Source organism: Bacillus sp. Y3 (genome assembly GCF_008123875.1).
GTDB lineage: Bacteria > Bacillota > Bacilli > Bacillales > Bacillaceae > Bacillus > Bacillus altitudinis.
In genome coordinates, this window is sequence record NZ_VSSC01000009.1 from 64,307 (window position 1) to 81,653 (window position 17,347).

A 17,347-nucleotide genomic window follows, 5' to 3' on the forward strand; every position below is an offset into this window, starting at 1 on the left:
ATTCAAAATATGTTCAACGAATGCTTAAAAAATGGGAAATGACACGCATTACTTTTCGGTTGTTTCAGAGAGTACTTGCTTTAAATGCGCCACATCATGTATGAGGTGGTCTGTCATCGCCTGAACGGCTTCAGCAGCCCGGCGTTCTTTTATTTGAGTGAAAATGGCCGTATGCTCTTTTTGAATCGTCTCGGCCCGAGGCCCGCCGCTAAAATGAAAGATGCGGCAATAATGAATGAGCGCATTCACGTGATTTAATTGTTTAGATAAACGGTGATTGTGACTGGCTTGTATGATTGTTTGATGAAACGCTTCGTGTAACTGAACGATATCCTGAGATGGCAGCTGCTGTTTGATCGCTTCGTCTGCCTTCGTGAGCACCTGTTCAATGTCATCTATTTCTCTATCTGTGGCTTCTTTGCAGGCAAGCTTAACGGCAAGCGTTTCTAAAGCCATTCGGACTTGATAGAGTTCCTCGACATCCCGCTCTGTTAACGTATAGACAGAGTAGCCTGATTTGGGATCAGCGATTAAAAGTTCGTCCTTTTCTAAAAGCCGCATGGCTTCTCTCACTGGTGAGCGGCTTACGCCAAATTGTTTGGCAAGCTGCGTTTCATTGATGCGCTCTCCTGGCTGAAACTGGCCATCAAAAATCATTTGCTTCAGCTGTTCATAAAATTGCATGTGATACGGTGCTGGTCTTTCCATCTCGAATGAATTCATCCCATCATTCCCTCTTTTGTACATCATCTTTTGTCTCATGTTATCCAAGTTCTTCCCTCTAGGCAAGCCTGCATCGAAAAGTCAATATCGTACAATCCAAGAGAAAAAGGGTGTGCTACACTAATGATCAGCTCAGTGAAAAGAGGGGATCGACATGAGAATACTAGAGGAACGAACAGTCCATTTTGATAAGGACTTGCAAATAGAGGCGTATCGCTTTCATGCCATCATCAAAAAGTTCCCAAAACATTTTCATCCATACTATGTGATTGGATTTATTGAAGGCGGTCAAAGACGTATGTTCTGCCAAAATCAAGAATACATCATTGAAAAAGGAGATATCCTTCTTTTCAATCCGTACGATAACCACGCATGTGAACAATTTGATCACATGCCGCTAGATTATCGCAGCTTAAATATTGAACCAGAGGTGCTGGAGAAGGTCTTTCAGCACAAGCCGCATTTTAAAGCCCCTGTGGTTTCACAAAGTGAACTAGCAAAGCAATTATATGACCTTCATCAAATGATCACAGAAGAAGCTCCTGCTTTGAATAAACAGGAAGCCTTTTACTTTTTGATGAAGCAGTTGATCGAAACCTATTCTGATACACCAGAGGAAAAAGCATCAGCAGCCAATGCCAATGAACAAAAAGTCCAAGACGTACAGCAATATATTGAAACACATCTCACGGAAAATATATCGTTAGATGACTTAGGTGAGCTTGTGTCCATGAACAAATATTCATTGCTGCGTGCTTTTACAAAGTTCAGAGGAATTACGCCGTATCGTTATTTACAGACAATCAGGGTGAACTATGCGAAGGAACTTCTCGCCCAAGGAATGAAGCCAATAGATGTAGCTGCTGCCGCTGGATTTTCTGATCAAAGTCATTTGACTCATTTCTTTTCGGAATTTATTGGGCTTACGCCAGGGCAGTATCAGCAAATTTTTGCAAAGCAGGTAACAGCAAAATGAAAAATAAACAGCTTCTTGGTCATCTAGCAGCCATGCTCACCATTTTTTTATGGGGATCTACCTTTATATCAACCAAAATATTATTAACGGCTTTTTCTCCAACAGAGATTTTATTTTTTCGTTTTTTCCTTGGGTACCTTGCCCTGATGATCATTTATCCAGTCACCATGAAGGTGCAGCATAGAAAGCATGAAGGGATGTTTGCGCTCGCAGGGTTATGCGGTGTGGTCTTATACTATTTTTTAGAAAATGTTGCACTTACCTATACGTTCGCTTCGAATGCAGGTGTTATCAGCTCCGTTGTCCCATTTTTCTCTTTTCTATTGTCTTATTATTTATTAAAAGATGAGCCGCTACATAGCCGGTTTTTTATCGGTTTTTTCATTGCGATGACGGGAATTGTGCTGATTAGCTTGAACGGGATGACGACATTCCAATTGAATCCACTCGGCGATGCTTTAGCATTTATGGCTACCATTGTCTGGGCATTTTATTCCATTTTATCGAAAATGATCAATCAATATGGCTACCATATTATTCAGGTGACAAGACGTGTCTTCTTTTACGGGCTGTTATGGATGATTCCACTGATCTGGCATTTTAAGATTCGTTTAGACTGGGAGCGGTTGACGAATCCATCGTTTGCCTTCCACTTGCTGTTTTTAGGCGTCTTTGCATCTGCTATTTGTTTTCTGACATGGAGCTTTTCCGTGAAGACGATCGGTGTGGTGAAATCGAGTATCTACATTTATGGCGTTCCAATCATCACGATGGTCATTTCAATGATCGTTCTCCATGAGAGATTGACCTTCATGTCACTGCTCGGAACAGCTCTGACTTTGGGAGGATTGCTTCTTTCAGATAAAAAAGGAGCAGGTAGAAAAAAACAGCCAGTCCCATTACAGTTGCAGAACAAAAAGGCGCTTTGATCAAAAAGCGTCTTTTTGTTTATTGAAAGAACATGAACTCTTTAGTAAACTCAACTTAATCGGTCGACGGTCGACCATTCATAAGGGGGAGAATACAATGAAACACTTTTCGATTGCGACGATACCTGGTGATGGGGTAGGAAAAGAAGTTGTACCAGAAGCAGTACGTGTTTTGAAAGCGATATCAGAGGTGCATGGCGGTCTGACTTTTTCTTTTCAGGATTTTCCGTGGAGCTGCGAATACTATTTAGAGCATGGCGAGATGATGCCAAAGGATGGATTGGAACAACTGAAAGCCTTTGACAGTATTTTCTTAGGGGCTGTCGGTGATGCCAACTTAGTGCCTGATCATATCTCGCTTTGGGGACTGCTCATAAAAATTAGACGGGAATTTGAACAGGTGATTAACGTTAGACCTGCAAAACAGCTGAGCGGCATCCGTTCTCCGCTTGCTCAGCCAAAAGATTTCGATCTACTAGTTGTAAGAGAAAATGGAGAAGGCGAATATAGTGAAATTGGGGGTCGGATTTATCAAGGGGAGGATCAGCTTGCGATTCAAAATGCCGTCTTCTCTAGAAAAGGGACAGAACGTGCGATGCGTTTTGCTTTTCAATTAGCAGAAAAGAGACGAAAGCATGTAACAAGTGCAACAAAGTCAAACGGCATCGTGCATACCATGCCATTTTGGGATGAAGTGTTTCAAGACGTCTCAAAGGACTACCCTAATGTGGCAGCAGATTCTCAGCACATTGATGCACTCTCAGCCTTCTTTGTCACAAGACCAGAGAAATTCGATGTGATTGTTGCCAGCAATTTATTTGGTGACATTTTGACGGATCTTGGTGCCGCTATCATGGGTAGTATTGGTGTCGCACCAGCAGCCAATATCAATGTAAATGGCAAATATCCATCCATGTTTGAGCCAGTACATGGATCAGCACCAGATATCGCTGGAAAAGGGATCGCAAACCCTATCGGACAAATCTGGACCGCTAAACTCATGCTTGATCATTTCGGAGAGGAAGAATTAGGCACACACCTTCTCGATACGATTGAATCTGTCACAGCAGACGGCTTTTTAACGGCAGATATCGGCGGAGCTTATCAAACACAAGAGGTCACAAACGAAATCATTAAACGATTGAAGAAATAATCCGTCATTAGAACCGCATCTCCACGTCTGCTATAATAAAAGGATGGATAGAAGAAAGAGATGTGAAATCTAGTGTCAAAAACAGTTGTATTAGCAGAGAAACCTTCGGTAGGACGTGACCTTGCACGTGTGCTGAAGTGTCATAAAAAAGGAAATGGTTTCTTAGAAGGAGATCAATACATTGTCACGTGGGCGCTTGGCCACTTGGTGACACTGGCTGATCCAGAAGGCTACGGGAAAGAATTTCAATCTTGGCGCCTAGAGGATTTACCCATTATTCCAGAACCACTCAAGCTTGTCGTGATGAAAAAGACAGGGAAGCAGTTCCAAGCGGTCAAAGCGCAGCTGGCGAGAAAAGATGTAAAAGACATTGTCATCGCAACAGATGCTGGACGTGAAGGGGAGCTTGTGGCAAGGTGGATTCTTGAAAAAACACATGTGAAAAAGCCTCTAAAACGCTTATGGATTTCGTCTGTTACAGACAAAGCCATTCAAGAAGGGTTCAAACGATTAAAAGACGGCAGAGAGTATGATAACCTGTATCGCTCGGCGGTTGCGCGTGCAGAGGCCGACTGGATTGTAGGGATCAACGCAACAAGAGCGCTGACAACGAAGTTCAATGCGCAGTTATCCTGTGGACGTGTGCAAACGCCAACGATTGCTATGATCGCCAAGCGAGAGGAAGACATTCAGCAATTCCAGCCGAAGCTGTTCTTTGGGCTGACTGCACAAGTAGATGGACTGACGCTGACTTGGCAGGATGCAAAGACAAAACAAAACCGTACATTCCAAGAGGATGTAGTGAAGGAGCGCTTGGCAGCCTGTAAAGGCAAACCTGCAGTGATTGATGCACTGAAAAAAACAGCGAAAAAATCCTTTGCTCCAGGATTGTATGACCTGACAGAATTGCAGCGTGATGCCCATAAACGCTACGGTTTTTCAGCAAAAGAAACACTGTCTACACTTCAGCGTCTGTATGAGCAGCATAAGCTCGTCACATACCCGCGTACGGATTCACGTTTCATTTCGGCAGATATCGTGCCTACATTAAAAGATCGACTCAAAGGAATGAACGTTAGACCTTACGCGCAGCATGTGAATCGTATTTTACAATCAGGCATTAAAGCACATAAAGGTTTTGTCAACGATGCCAAAGTGTCAGATCACCATGCGATCATTCCAACCGAGGAAGAGCTGTATCCAGGGGCATTAAGCGATAAAGAGCGTAAATTATATGACCTGATTGCCAAGCGATTCCTTGCTGTACTGATGACCCCATTTGAATATGAGGAAACAACAGTGATCGCCAAGATCGGCAGTGAGACATTCACAGCGAAAGGAAAAATTGTGCAATCAGCCGGCTGGAAAGCCGTGTACGATGATTCCTATGAAGACGAGGAATCAGCCGAAGCAGATCAGCACTTGCCGGCATTAACAGAGGGGCAGTCACTTGACGTACGCCAATTAAAAGAGACAAAAGGCGAAACGAAACCTCCTGCTCGTTTTAACGAAGCGACCCTTTTATCTGCCATGGAGAACCCGTCTGCATTTATGGAGAACAAGGAAAAAGACTTAGTGAAAACCCTTGGCGAAACGGGTGGATTGGGGACAGTGGCCACAAGAGCTGATATCATTGAGAAATTGTTTAACAGCTTCTTAATTGAGAAAAAAGGCAAAGACATCTTCATCACATCGAAAGGGAAGCAGCTTCTTTCTTTAGTACCTGAAGATTTAAAGTCACCTGCGTTAACAGCGGAATGGGAACAAAAGCTTTCTAAAATTGCGAAAGGCCAATTGAAAGCTTCTCAATTCATGAGTGAAATGAAGTCATATGCAAAACAAGCCGTATCTGAAATCAAACAAACGAACCAAACCTTTAAGCATGACAACATGACAGGCACACATTGTCCTGACTGCGGAAAACTCATGTTAAAAGTGAACGGGAAAAACGGCACCATGCTTGTTTGTCAGGATAGAGAATGCGGACATCGAAAAAATGTGGCAAAGAAAACAAATGCACGCTGCCCGAACTGTCATAAAAAGCTTGAGCTGCGCGGGGAAGGCGATGGCAAAATATTTGCCTGTGTTTGTGGTCATAGAGAGAAACTGTCTGTTTTCGAAAAACGCAAATCACAATCCAATCAAAAACGAGCCAGTAAGCACGATGTGTCTAAATATATGAAAAAACAAAAGAAAGTGGAAGAACCAATCAATAACGCACTTGCAGAACAATTGAAGAAACTAAAATTAGATCAATAGTTGTGTAAAAACCCATGTGAATTCGCATGGGTTTTTTGTTTGTTCGAGTATTTTGACATGTTGTTTTTCTGTAAATGGGAATATGTAAGCGAAAAGACTCGTAATTTGGTATAAAATATTTATTTTCATTTAAACAGAAACGCTCTATAATAAATCGTTAGATGCTTAGAGAGAACAAGGATTGAAAGGGGACACGAATGGATACACCCATACATCGTACAGCTATCGCTATACTCATTGTCATTCTACTAGGTGGATGTACCTGGAAACAGCAGCAACATTCAGCTCAACCAGAACCTGCAAAGCCAGTATTGTCAGGAGAGTACTTTATGACTCACCACTTAATGACAGACCAAGGCATGATTCGAACCTCGCTAGCGGAACAGCCCACTTACTTATCAGAATCGCTCGGACTTTGGATGGATTATCTTGTTAGAAAAAAAGATCAAACATCTTTTGATCAACAGGTAGACGTCCTGCGCACTCAATTCTTACTGGAACATGATCTTCTTAGCTGGCAAATCGAATCTCATCAAAAAAGCAAAGTCAATGCTTTAGTTGATGACTTACGTGTAGTAACAGCACTTCAAAAAGCAGATCAATTGTGGCAGAAGTCAGTGTATCAAACCACAGCCAAAAAAATCGCAAAAGCGTTAAAAGACAAAAACATGTTCAAGGGTATGTTGACCGACTATTATGATGCATCGACAAAGCAAACTTCACATACAATCACACTTTCATATCTTGACCCAAAAGCAATCAAAGAACTAGTATCCCTCCACCTATTCACAGAACAAATGATGAACAACCAATTGGCTATTCTACAAAATGCACCGAGACAAAAAGGATTTTTTCCAAAATCCTATGACATAGCGAAGAAAGTCTACTCATTTGATCAGGAAATCAACTTGATCGACCAGCTTTATACGGCTCTTTATGCCGAACGTGCACAGGTTGATACAAAAGTCATCATGAAATGGCTGAAAACCAACTTCCAAAAGGAAGGAAAACTGTATGGACGATATAAACTGAGCACATTACAGCCAGCAGTGACGTATGAATCACCTTCAGTCTATGCACTGGTGATCTTCTATGCACTCAAACAAGGAGAAGATGATTTTGCAAAAGACGTCTATCACCGAATGAAAGAGCTGCAAATCCAAGATCCTCTCAAGCCTTATTACGGAGGCTATATGAACGAAAAAGATACACACTCATTTGATAATTTATTGCCTCTAATTGCAGAAAGGGAGCTTCTAAATGAAAAGGTTATTCAGTAACACCTATCGCACGTATTATACGGTGCTCCTCACGTTTGCGGGACTCATTTTATTTATGGGCTACTTGAATGGACGTGATGCGGAGAGTGTCATGATCATCACACTCACATTTGTCGTGATAGGATGCGGCATTTTATTTGGTATTTTGCCAGCATTGGTTTTTACTTTGTTGATTTTGTTCTTTATAGGAAGCGGGATGTTCTTTACAGAGCTTGGTCACACAAATTCACTCTTTTCTCATCAAACGTTGCAAGATGTCGTGATATGGGGCGTGGCGCTTCTCTTTTTTGCTATTTCTGCTGGAAACGTGCATGAGCGAATAAAAACGATGCGTCACACCATTGACCAACAAAAGAGGGCCATCAAACAATTTGTAGCGATTGACTCAACCACAGGATTTGACAATGCAGAGCGGATGAGGCTCGAGTTATCTGAGGAAATGAAACGAGCAGAACGATATAAACAGCCATTCGTCTTTATCCTTCTTCATATGCACTACTCAGCGGAATTCAAAACATTATATGGAGAAAAAGAAATGCAGCATCTTTTCCAGCAACTCAGTATGAAGATACGCGAAAGTGTGAGAGAAACCGATAAGAAATTTCGATTATCCGAAGAACGAATCGGGCTGCTGCTCACTCACACACCTGCAGAAAACGTCTCGATCGTTCTTGAAAAGCTAAAGGACAAACTGCAAACGCATGTCCTGCTAAATGGTCGTGAAGTGACCTTAACTTTTCATGTCTGTCATTTAACAAGCAGCTCGGACTATCGGACACCAGAGCAATTTTTAGAAGAACTAGAAAACGAGATGATGATGAATGAACTTTAATGTTTTGACGAAATGTTGTTTGTTAATCGTTCTTTTCTCTATGCTTTTGATCAAAGACAGTACATCAGCCGGTGCACTTGAGAAAGAGTCCAGGACCCTCATCGTCTATTCCACACAATCAGGTGAGGCAACTCCATCTGTTCATATGCTTGATGTACTTGTGGGGCATTTTTCCACACGAACGACCATTTTATCTGATGAACAAATAACTGAAAAGAACCTCAATAACTTTCAGCAAGTTATCTATATAGGTGAAGAAAAGAGAACGTTGAAAGCACAAACCATTCGTCTCATAAACGAATCAAAACGCTTAATTGCAATTGGATACAATGCGGAACAGCTTCGCCCATTCTCCAAGCTTACTTTTCACAAACAAGATCACATCAGTCAAATCAAAGATACTGATGATCAAGAATACCGTCAGCTAGAGAGAGGAATCACAGCTCAGACGGTTCAAGGGACAGATCTGCAACGTAAATTCTTAATAAAGAAAAATCAAGCTGAGCAGCCATTTGTGATTCAAACAAAAGAAGGTGTGGCATATGTCGGAATGCTAAATATGCTTCAGCACGACAAGCTACTTGCAGAGGTGCTTGAAAGTCTTCTCCTGCCGGTTTCTAGTCAGACGAAGACAAAGTACTTACAGCTTGGGAAGATTAACCCCGTCACGGATGAGAAGAAGTTACTTGAACTTGGGCGATACGTAACAGCTCGCCATATCCCTTTTCTGCTGGCGGTGACCCCTATATGGATTGATCCAGCAACAGGGGATGAAGTGACGCTGAGTGACCGACCTAAACTTGTCCACGTGTTAAAACAATTGCAAAGCAATGGAGCTAGTGTCGTTCTTCATGGGTTTAGCCGTACGTATCGAACGGAGGAGTCGGGTAAAGGCTTTGAATTTTGGGATGTAAAGTACGATCAGCCCGTTACGTCAAATGAACCAGAGAAAGCTGATCAGCAGCTTAACAAAAGCTTTTTTCCGAATGAAAAAGATTTTAATGCGTATATCACATCCAATCAACATCAAGAAGCCATCTATACAGAAGAAAAGCTGACAAAAGGCATTGAACTGCTCACGCAGCAGGGGTTATATCCACTTGCATTTGAAGTGCCGAATGACGCCATATCCCTGCAAGGCTATGAAGTGATTTCCCGCCATGTGTCCAGTCTATTTGGACAGGTGCAGCTCTCAGGCCGTACATGGAAAACAAGAAGTGCATCACCGTTTTTGTCGACACCCGCCATGCTTCATGGCATGACTTTATATCCTGAACAGTCTATAGATACAGCGTCTGACCAAGAAGGTGCAAACATACTGGCTGAGCAGACAATTCAATCCATGCAGCATATCCAATCCGCCGCCATTGGGCTGTCCTACGATGTGGAAGCGGGGATAGATGGTCTGCAAGAGTTAATCACACAAATGGATGCGATCCCTTCTAGTGAATGGCTAGATTTAAAGAAAACAAAACAGACTGTTGAAACCCCGCATGTCCAGATCAAAACAACAGGAAATGGACATATTCAAATAGAGCAATCCAATATAGCTGAACCAAAAACAAACAAACGAAGCGGGATGGAAAATATGCTTCGAATGCTCACAATGGTGGTGCTGCTCTTTATTGTGGCATTTGCTTTTTACACATTGTATTTAAGGCTGACGATGAAAAAACGGATCTTTAAGGAGAGAAAATCAGGTGGCTGATATCTTATTTTACCTATCATTAATACTGATTTGGATCATGCTCCTATATCATATGTTTCTGATGCAGGGAGGCTTTCAGCACTATTTAACTTACGAAAAAGTGCTGCCTAAATGGACGAAACAAGGGAAAGATCTGCCGACCGTCAGCATTCTCATTCCAGCACATAATGAAGAATTGGTCATTCGGCAGACGCTAAAAGCCATGGTCCAGTTATCCTATCCCAAACACCTTCTTGAAATCATTGTGATTAATGACAATTCCTCTGATTGTACAGGGGAGATTGTGCAATCATTTAGTGAGCAATACGATCATGTCCATATGATTGAAACAAAACCGCCATTTGCAGGAAAGGGGAAATCTACTGCACTGAATGAAGGCTTGAAGGCTTCGACAGGAGACGTTATTTGTGTATACGATGCAGATAATATGCCTGAAAAGAAAGCCGTCTACCATTTGGTTCTTGGATTATTGAATGATCCTAAAGCAGGTGCTGTTGTCGGGAAATTCAGGGTCATCAATGCAGCCAAAAACCTCCTGACAAAATTCATTAACATAGAAACGATCTGCTTCCAGTGGATGGCGCAAGGCGGGAGATGGAAATGGTTTGGCATTGCGACAATACCAGGCACCAACTTTGCGATCCGCCGGCACATTTTAGAAGAGCTTGGCGGCTGGGATGTCCATGCACTAGCTGAAGACACTGAATTAACGATTCGTGTGTATAACCTGGGCTATGTGATTCGGTTCTTTCCTGCTGCGATTACATGGGAACAAGAGCCTGAAACATGGAAAGTCTGGTGGCGGCAACGAACACGTTGGGCTAGAGGCAACCAATATGTTGTGCTCAAATTTTTAAGACAGTTTATGAAATTAAAACGAAAACGAATGATTTTCGATTTATTTTATTTTTTCTTTACGTATTTCTTATTTTTCTTTGGTGTACTGCTCTCCAACGGCATTTTTATCGTAAACTTATTCGTTGATCTTCACTTATCTGTGGGAGCTGTGGCACTCATTCTATGGGGCTTAGCCTTCTTCCTCTTTTTAACAGAAGTGATGATTACGTTAAGCATAGAGAAAACAGAGCTGACCAAACAAAACATTCTCATTGTGATTCTCATGTACTTTACCTATTCCCAAGTATGGATTGCGCTTGTTGTGTACTCCTTATGTGTAGAGGCGAAAAGCCGATTATTGAAACAAGAAGTGAAATGGTACAAAACCGAGCGTTACAATCAACAACAAAAGAAAAGCGGGTGACATATTGAAATCGTTAAAATGGTTGATTTATATATTAGGATTATCCTTAGCGATCCAGCCTTTTTTCATGGCAGGTCAAGCAATGGCGCAATCCAACCGAGTTCAAGTCAAAGATGATTGGGTTCATTCTTCAAAAGAAAGCAAAACAAAAACGCAGCATCTATCAGAAGACGTAGTGACCTTATATGGACAAGAAGACCGCACTGAATTTACCTATCAAGTGGATCAGGAAAAAACAGAGTCAAGCACATTGACGTTAAATATAGAGGCTTCACCATTATTGATTTCACCTTCTTCATTCACTGTTATGATTGATGGAGAGATCGAAAAGACCATCCCTGTATCAGGGAAAAACCAGAAGAAGTCGATTCAAATCAAGTTGAACAAAGCACAATTGAAAAAAGGTACTCACCGCATTCAGGTCACATTTTATGGTGTCTTAAAAGAAGGCGTGTGTATCAACCAAGAGACACCTGCTAATTGGCTAAAAGTGTATCCTGAAAGTGAACTTGTATTCAAAGGAATTCAAAAGAAAGACCTCGCATTAGACAACTTTCCATCACCTTTTATTCAAACGGGTGATCAGAAAGAACAGACAGACATTGTCATTCCTAATTCACCGGATGGAGCTGAATTAGAAGCAGCCATCAAAGTATACCGTACGTTGAAAAACAAAGATCGCCAAAAAGAGATCAAACTTATCCAAGAAAAGGACATCAAGCAAGTGACGCACCCAACGATTGCTGTGGGAGCTAAAGGAAGCTGGGATGGACTGATGAAAACGATTGAACAAGCTGCAGGAATTAAAACGAAAAGCAGTCATCTTACGTTAGCGATGAGAACTTTGACAGCAAAGAAAACAGAACAGCCCATTTTATTTGTGACAGCGGAAAAACCTGTGACAATTGCTGAAAAAATCAACGTTCTGACTCAGTCAGCATTAACGGGTCAACTGACTGGAACGGACTTACTGATTCAAAAGACTGCAGCTCAAACGTCTAAACCATCTCACAAGATTCGTTTGAAAGATTTTGGCGGAGATGATGTCACGGTTGGGACCAACAAGACGGCATCCGACCACTACTATTATCCGAAAGCGCTACTGGCTAACCAAAAATCTGGTGCAAAGCTCAATCTTTCATTCAAAAAATCTGATACAGCAGCAAGCAAAACAGAACGGTTAACTGTTATGATCAATGACGAACCGCACGACGTACCCTTAACAAAACTAGGCAACAAAGATACGAATGGATTCTATCATGTCTCGATTCCAGTAGATTCAAAGATACTTCAAAAAAATGAATATATTGATTTGCAATTTGTCACAAGTGGTTTTAAAAACATGGAATCCTGCAGACATACGGATGAAGAAGGCTGGATATTCATTGACAAAAATAGTTCTCTTCAAATACCAGAAGGAACAATGAGTGAAAAGCCAGATTTAGCCGCATGGCCGCTCCCGTTCAGTTCGAAAAATACATTGATCATCATACCAGATCAAATCAAACGTGAAACAATCAATCAAATGACCATGTTGACGGAATCTTTTAGTCAGCCAGAAGTAGCTCAATATCATTTAATGAAAGCATCTCAAGTGACAAATGAACAATTGAAAAATCACCCTCTCATTTTCATCGGAGGCATTCAAACATTCTCTCTTCTGAAAGAAAATGCAGCCGATCTCGTTGTTCCGGTGAAAAAGGATCAGTATGATGTATCTTCTTTCGGAATGATCAACGAAACAACGGCCCGAATTGTATGGACGCAGCCATCTGTTTGGAATAAAGAACAGACAATGACAGTCTTTTCAGGAATGACTGCAGCTGAAGCTAACGTGTCAAATGAAGTGATGCAATTTCTTCAAACAAATACAGAAAAAGCAACAGTTGCAATAGAGAGTAAAAACAAAGGCGTGTTTTCTAATCATCAATCCGTCAGCAGCACATCGAGCAGTCTGAAAACAAGTGAAAAACAAAGCAGCAGCGAGTCTTGGATTTACTTTGCGTGTATCGCTGCACTCATCCTTTTTGTGCTTGTGATGATTGTCTATTTCGTACGAAAAAACCGTAAAAAGACTGAGTTCTAAACGATCAAAAGACCTTGAAAAAATCTCTTTACTTTGGTGTCAAACGGGAGTATGATCTCTTTTATAAAAGACCAATCGCTGAATCATTTCGATGAGCGGGGGAACCAATTGTGGTGGTATAAAACACCACGTGGGGTGAATCCTTTTAAGGTAGGGCAAAATCTCATGCGCCCGAATCCGTCAGCTAACCTCGTAAGCGTTAAAGAGAGCAAAGACCAACCTGTGATCTAAACAATAGGCACAGGGGCATTCTATTGCCTCTGTGTCTTTTTGGCGATCCAAAATTTTGTAACTCAAATCGTTTGACACTAAAGGAGCGGGCAACACATGTACAGTTTGATGAAGCGTATTTTAATTGGTAAACCATTAAAATCACAGGCAGCAGGAGAACAAAAACTATCAAAAATCAAAGCTTTGGCATTATTGTCATCAGACGCATTGTCGTCAGTCGCATACGGTACAGAACAAATCTTGATTGTTCTATCAGTTGTCAGTGCGGCAGCGTTTTGGTACTCACTCCCGATTGCAGGTTGTGTATTAATCCTTTTAATGGCGTTAATTCTATCTTACCGCCAGATTATTTATGCTTATCCAGAAGGCGGCGGGGCGTATGTCGTCTCCAGCAGAAACTTAGGTGAAAAACCAGGGCTGGTTGCTGGTGGATCATTACTCGTCGATTACATTTTAACCGTAGCAGTGAGCATTTCTGCTGGGACCGATGCGATCACATCGGCTTTTCCAGCTCTATATCCATATCATGTCATGATTTCAATCGTATTGGTCCTAGTGATTATGGTGTTAAACCTTCGTGGACTGACAGAGTCGGCATCTATTTTGGCTTATCCTGTGTACCTATTTGTCTTTTCATTGCTCATTTTAATTGGGGTGGGCGGGTTTAAACTATTAACTGGGCAAGTGCCGCCAGCACCTGAACATACAGCATTTGGCACACATGTATCAGGCATCACGTTATTTCTTTTATTAAAGGCATTTTCGTCTGGCTGTTCTGCTTTAACTGGTGTTGAAGCGATTTCTAATACAATTCCATCCTTTAAAAAACCAGCTGCACAAAATGCAGCGAGAACTTTATTGATGATGGGGGGATTACTGGCCGTTCTATTTGTAGGAGTGACATTGCTTGCGTTTGGTTTTGGCATCTCGCCAAAGCCAGAAGAAACGGTTGTGTCACAGATTGCATCAGACACATTTGGACGGACATTTTTCTACTATGTCATTCAAGCTGTCACAGCATTAATTTTAATATTAGCGGCAAACACAGGCTTTTCAGCTTTTCCATTATTGGCTGTCAACTTAGCAAAAGATAAATATATGCCGCGCATGTTTACAGTGAGAGGAGATCGGCTCGGTTATTCCAATGGTATTATCTTTTTAGGTGTAGCTTCTATGCTGCTTATTTGGTTATTTGATGGGAAAACGGAACACCTCATTCCACTTTATGCTGTCGGTGTGTTTATTCCATTTACCTTGTCTCAGACAGGTATGTGTGTAAAGTGGATTCGTGAAAAACCACAGGGATGGAAAGTGAAAATGCCTATCAATATCGTGGGAGCACTTATTTCATTTACGGTTTTCATGATTCTCATTTTGACCAAGTTCCATCTTGTATGGCCAGTATTTGTTTTCATGCCAATTGTTCTATTTATTTTTCATTCTATTAAGAAACATTATCTGTCTGTTGGAGAACAATTACGTTTATTGAATGAAACCGAGCCTGTCGAAATCAAAGGAAATGTGGTCATCGTCCCAATAGCAGGTGTCACACGTGTCGTCGAACAATCTGTGCAATATGCAAAATCCTTATCAGACCAGGTCATAGCGGTTCATGTATCGTTTGATAAAGAGAAAGACAAGAAAATTGAAGCTGATTGGGAAAAGCTGAATAGTGATGTGCGTCTTGTGATTTTACATTCGTCTTATCGAAGTCTCATTCACCCGCTTGATAAATTTCTTGAAACGATTGAAGCGAAAGCAAATGCACATCAATATAGAGTGATGGTGCTCGTCCCTCAATTTATTCCGAAAAAAAGATGGCACACCATTTTGCACAATCAATCTGCTTTCTTATTAAGATTCCGTTTATTATGGAAACGGGATATTGTTGTCGCCACTCTTCCATATCACTTTAAAAAGTAGCAAGAGCAAGTTGAAACGTTTGATCAAAAGGGTGCGGTGGTATGGAGTAAGAAAAAAGGAGTTTTCTCACATGCCGCAAAGAACCGCAGGAAAAGAAGTAACAGCGCTATTGGAAGAGTGGGGCGTGAAACATATTTATGGAATGCCCGGCGACAGTATTAACGAATTAATCGAAGAACTAAGGCATGAATCAAGCAAAATTCAATTTATACAAACAAGACATGAAGAAGTGGCAGCACTTTCAGCAGCAGCTGATGCGAAACTAACAGGCAAACTTGGTGTTTGTTTATCAATTGCTGGGCCAGGTGCTGTCCACTTATTAAATGGACTATACGATGCAAAAGCGGATGGTGCACCTGTATTAGCGATAGCAGGGCAGGTTGCCTCAACTGAAGTAGGCAGAGATGCATTTCAAGAAATCAAATTAGAGCGGATGTTTGACGATGTTGCTGTCTTTAATCAGCAAGTACAAACAGCAGAAGCTCTGCCTGACTTATTGAATCAAGCAATCAAAGCTGCTTATACCCATAAAGGGGTGGCGGTTCTCACTGTCTCAGATGATTTATTTTCTCAGAAAATTAAGCGGAGTCCCGTTTATACATCACCTCTTTACGTAGAGGGAGACGTGCGGCCCAAGAAAGATCAACTGCTAAAGTCTGCTCAACTCATTAACAATGCGAAGAAGCCAGTCATCTTAGCAGGAAAAGGATTAAGAAATGCAAAAGAAGAGCTTCTTTCGTTTGCAGAAAAGGCAGCTGCGCCGATCGTCATTACACTTCCTGCAAAAGGTGTTGTTCCAGACAGGCATCCATACTTTTTAGGGAACCTAGGTCAGATCGGGACGAAGCCTGCATATGAAGCGATGGAAGAGTGCGATTTATTAATCATGCTTGGAACCTCCTTCCCATATAGGGATTACTTACCGGAAGACACACCTGCCATTCAATTGGATATCAAACCGGATCAGATAGGTAAAAGATATCCAGTAGAAGTGGGGATTGTAAGTGACAGTAAAAATGGTCTTCATGAACTAACCTCTTATATTGAATATAAAGAGCAGCGCGGTTTCCTTGAAGCTTGTACAGAGCATATGATGAAGTGGCGAGAAGAAATGGATAAGGAAAAATCTATTGCCACATCACCGCTTAAACCGCAGCAAGTCATCGCTAGATTAGAAGAAGCGGTAGATGATGATGCCATTCTTTCAGTTGATGTCGGTAATGTGACGGTATGGATGGCACGTCATTTCGAAATGAAACAGCAGGATTTCATTATTTCCAGCTGGCTTGCCACAATGGGCTGTGGTTTACCTGGCGCAATATCAGCTAAATTAAACGAACCAAACCGCCAAGCCATTGCTGTCTGTGGTGACGGAGGCTTCACAATGGTGATGCAAGATTTTGTGACGGCGGTAAAATATAAACTGCCAATTGTCGTTGTGATCTTAAACAACAACAACCTTGGTATGATTGAATATGAACAACAGGTAAAAGGCAACATCAACTATGGTATAGAGCTGGAAGATATTGATTTTGCAAAATTTGCAGAGGCATGCGGCGGTAAAGGAATCTCGGTGTCATCACATGAAGAACTAGCACCAGCCTTTGATCAAGCACTTCAAGCTGATAAACCTGTGATCATTGATGTTGCGGTGACCAATGAACCACCGTTACCTGGTAAAATCACATACACACAAGCAGCAGGCTTTAGTAAATATTTATTGAAAAAATTCTTTGAAAAAGGTGAGCTGGATATCCCTCCACTCAAGAAAAGCCTCAAACGCTTTTTCTAAACAGCAGGTAGTCGGTCCTCCAATTAGGGGGACTGACTTTTTTGTTGAACAAGGAAAAACATTTCAATTGTCACTTGTTTTCTTTTGTATAAAAATATACAGACTGGATTTTTGTAACTTAAAGCCTATTTTTCCAATTCGATGAGAAAGGTAAAATAGACTTTATGATCAATAATGGAGGGAGTGGATTTTTC

General features: G+C 41.5%; 12 protein-coding genes and 1 riboswitch. Of the genes, 11 read left to right on the forward strand and 1 reads right to left on the reverse strand.

What is annotated here, in order from left to right:
• Positions 1–48: 48 nt before the first annotated feature.
• The gene (locus FXF70_RS17330; RefSeq protein ID WP_025206775.1) at positions 49–723 is read right to left on the reverse strand and encodes a GntR family transcriptional regulator; all 675 of its coding nucleotides are present in this window, start codon (positions 721–723) and stop codon (positions 49–51) included.
• Positions 724–877: 154 nt separating this feature from the next.
• On the opposite strand from FXF70_RS17330, the gene FXF70_RS17335 reads away from it, so the two are divergent.
• The 11 genes from FXF70_RS17335 to FXF70_RS17385 all read left to right on the forward strand — a co-directional run bounded on the left by FXF70_RS17335 (position 878) and on the right by FXF70_RS17385 (position 17,153).
• On the forward strand, positions 878–1,699 hold the full coding sequence (locus FXF70_RS17335; RefSeq protein WP_148780837.1) for an AraC family ligand binding domain-containing protein: 822 nt from the start codon (positions 878–880) through the stop codon (positions 1,697–1,699).
• Complete coding sequence (locus tag FXF70_RS17340) at positions 1,696–2,628, forward strand: DMT family transporter (protein WP_148780838.1); 933 nt, start codon at positions 1,696–1,698, stop codon at positions 2,626–2,628. The genes FXF70_RS17335 and FXF70_RS17340 overlap by 4 nt, the downstream gene beginning before the upstream one ends.
• A gap of 97 nt (positions 2,629–2,725) precedes the next feature.
• Positions 2,726–3,781, forward strand: a complete 1,056-nt coding sequence (locus tag FXF70_RS17345) for a tartrate dehydrogenase (RefSeq protein WP_148780839.1) — start codon at positions 2,726–2,728, stop codon at positions 3,779–3,781.
• Between the two features lie 72 nt (positions 3,782–3,853).
• Positions 3,854–6,040, forward strand: a complete 2,187-nt coding sequence (locus FXF70_RS17350; RefSeq protein ID WP_148780840.1) for a DNA topoisomerase III — start codon at positions 3,854–3,856, stop codon at positions 6,038–6,040.
• A gap of 197 nt (positions 6,041–6,237) precedes the next feature.
• Positions 6,238–7,320, forward strand: a complete 1,083-nt coding sequence (locus FXF70_RS17355) for a glycosyl hydrolase family 8 (protein ID WP_148780841.1) — start codon at positions 6,238–6,240, stop codon at positions 7,318–7,320.
• Complete coding sequence (locus FXF70_RS17360) at positions 7,301–8,152, forward strand: GGDEF domain-containing protein (RefSeq protein WP_017358417.1); 852 nt, start codon at positions 7,301–7,303, stop codon at positions 8,150–8,152. The genes FXF70_RS17355 and FXF70_RS17360 overlap by 20 nt, the downstream gene beginning before the upstream one ends.
• Entirely contained in the window at positions 8,142–9,860 is a 1,719-nt protein-coding gene (locus FXF70_RS17365) for a DUF2334 domain-containing protein (protein ID WP_148780842.1), read from the forward strand. The genes FXF70_RS17360 and FXF70_RS17365 overlap by 11 nt, the downstream gene beginning before the upstream one ends.
• A 37-nt stretch (positions 9,861–9,897) precedes the next feature.
• On the forward strand, positions 9,898–11,121 hold the full coding sequence (locus FXF70_RS17370) for a glycosyltransferase family 2 protein (RefSeq protein ID WP_394158238.1): 1,224 nt from the start codon (positions 9,898–9,900) through the stop codon (positions 11,119–11,121).
• Between the two features lie 4 nt (positions 11,122–11,125).
• Positions 11,126–13,207: a cellulose biosynthesis cyclic di-GMP-binding regulatory protein BcsB gene (locus FXF70_RS17375; protein WP_148780844.1), complete on the forward strand. Its 2,082-nt coding sequence runs from the start codon at positions 11,126–11,128 to the stop codon at positions 13,205–13,207.
• A 66-nt stretch (positions 13,208–13,273) separates the two neighbouring features.
• Positions 13,274–13,421, forward strand: a riboswitch (cyclic di-AMP (ydaO/yuaA leader).
• 113 nt (positions 13,422–13,534) lie between these two features.
• Positions 13,535–15,361: an APC family permease gene (locus FXF70_RS17380; protein WP_007498061.1), complete on the forward strand. Its 1,827-nt coding sequence runs from the start codon at positions 13,535–13,537 to the stop codon at positions 15,359–15,361.
• A gap of 70 nt (positions 15,362–15,431) precedes the next feature.
• Complete coding sequence (locus FXF70_RS17385; protein ID WP_148780845.1) at positions 15,432–17,153, forward strand: pyruvate oxidase; 1,722 nt, start codon at positions 15,432–15,434, stop codon at positions 17,151–17,153.
• Positions 17,154–17,347: the final 194 nt, after the last annotated feature.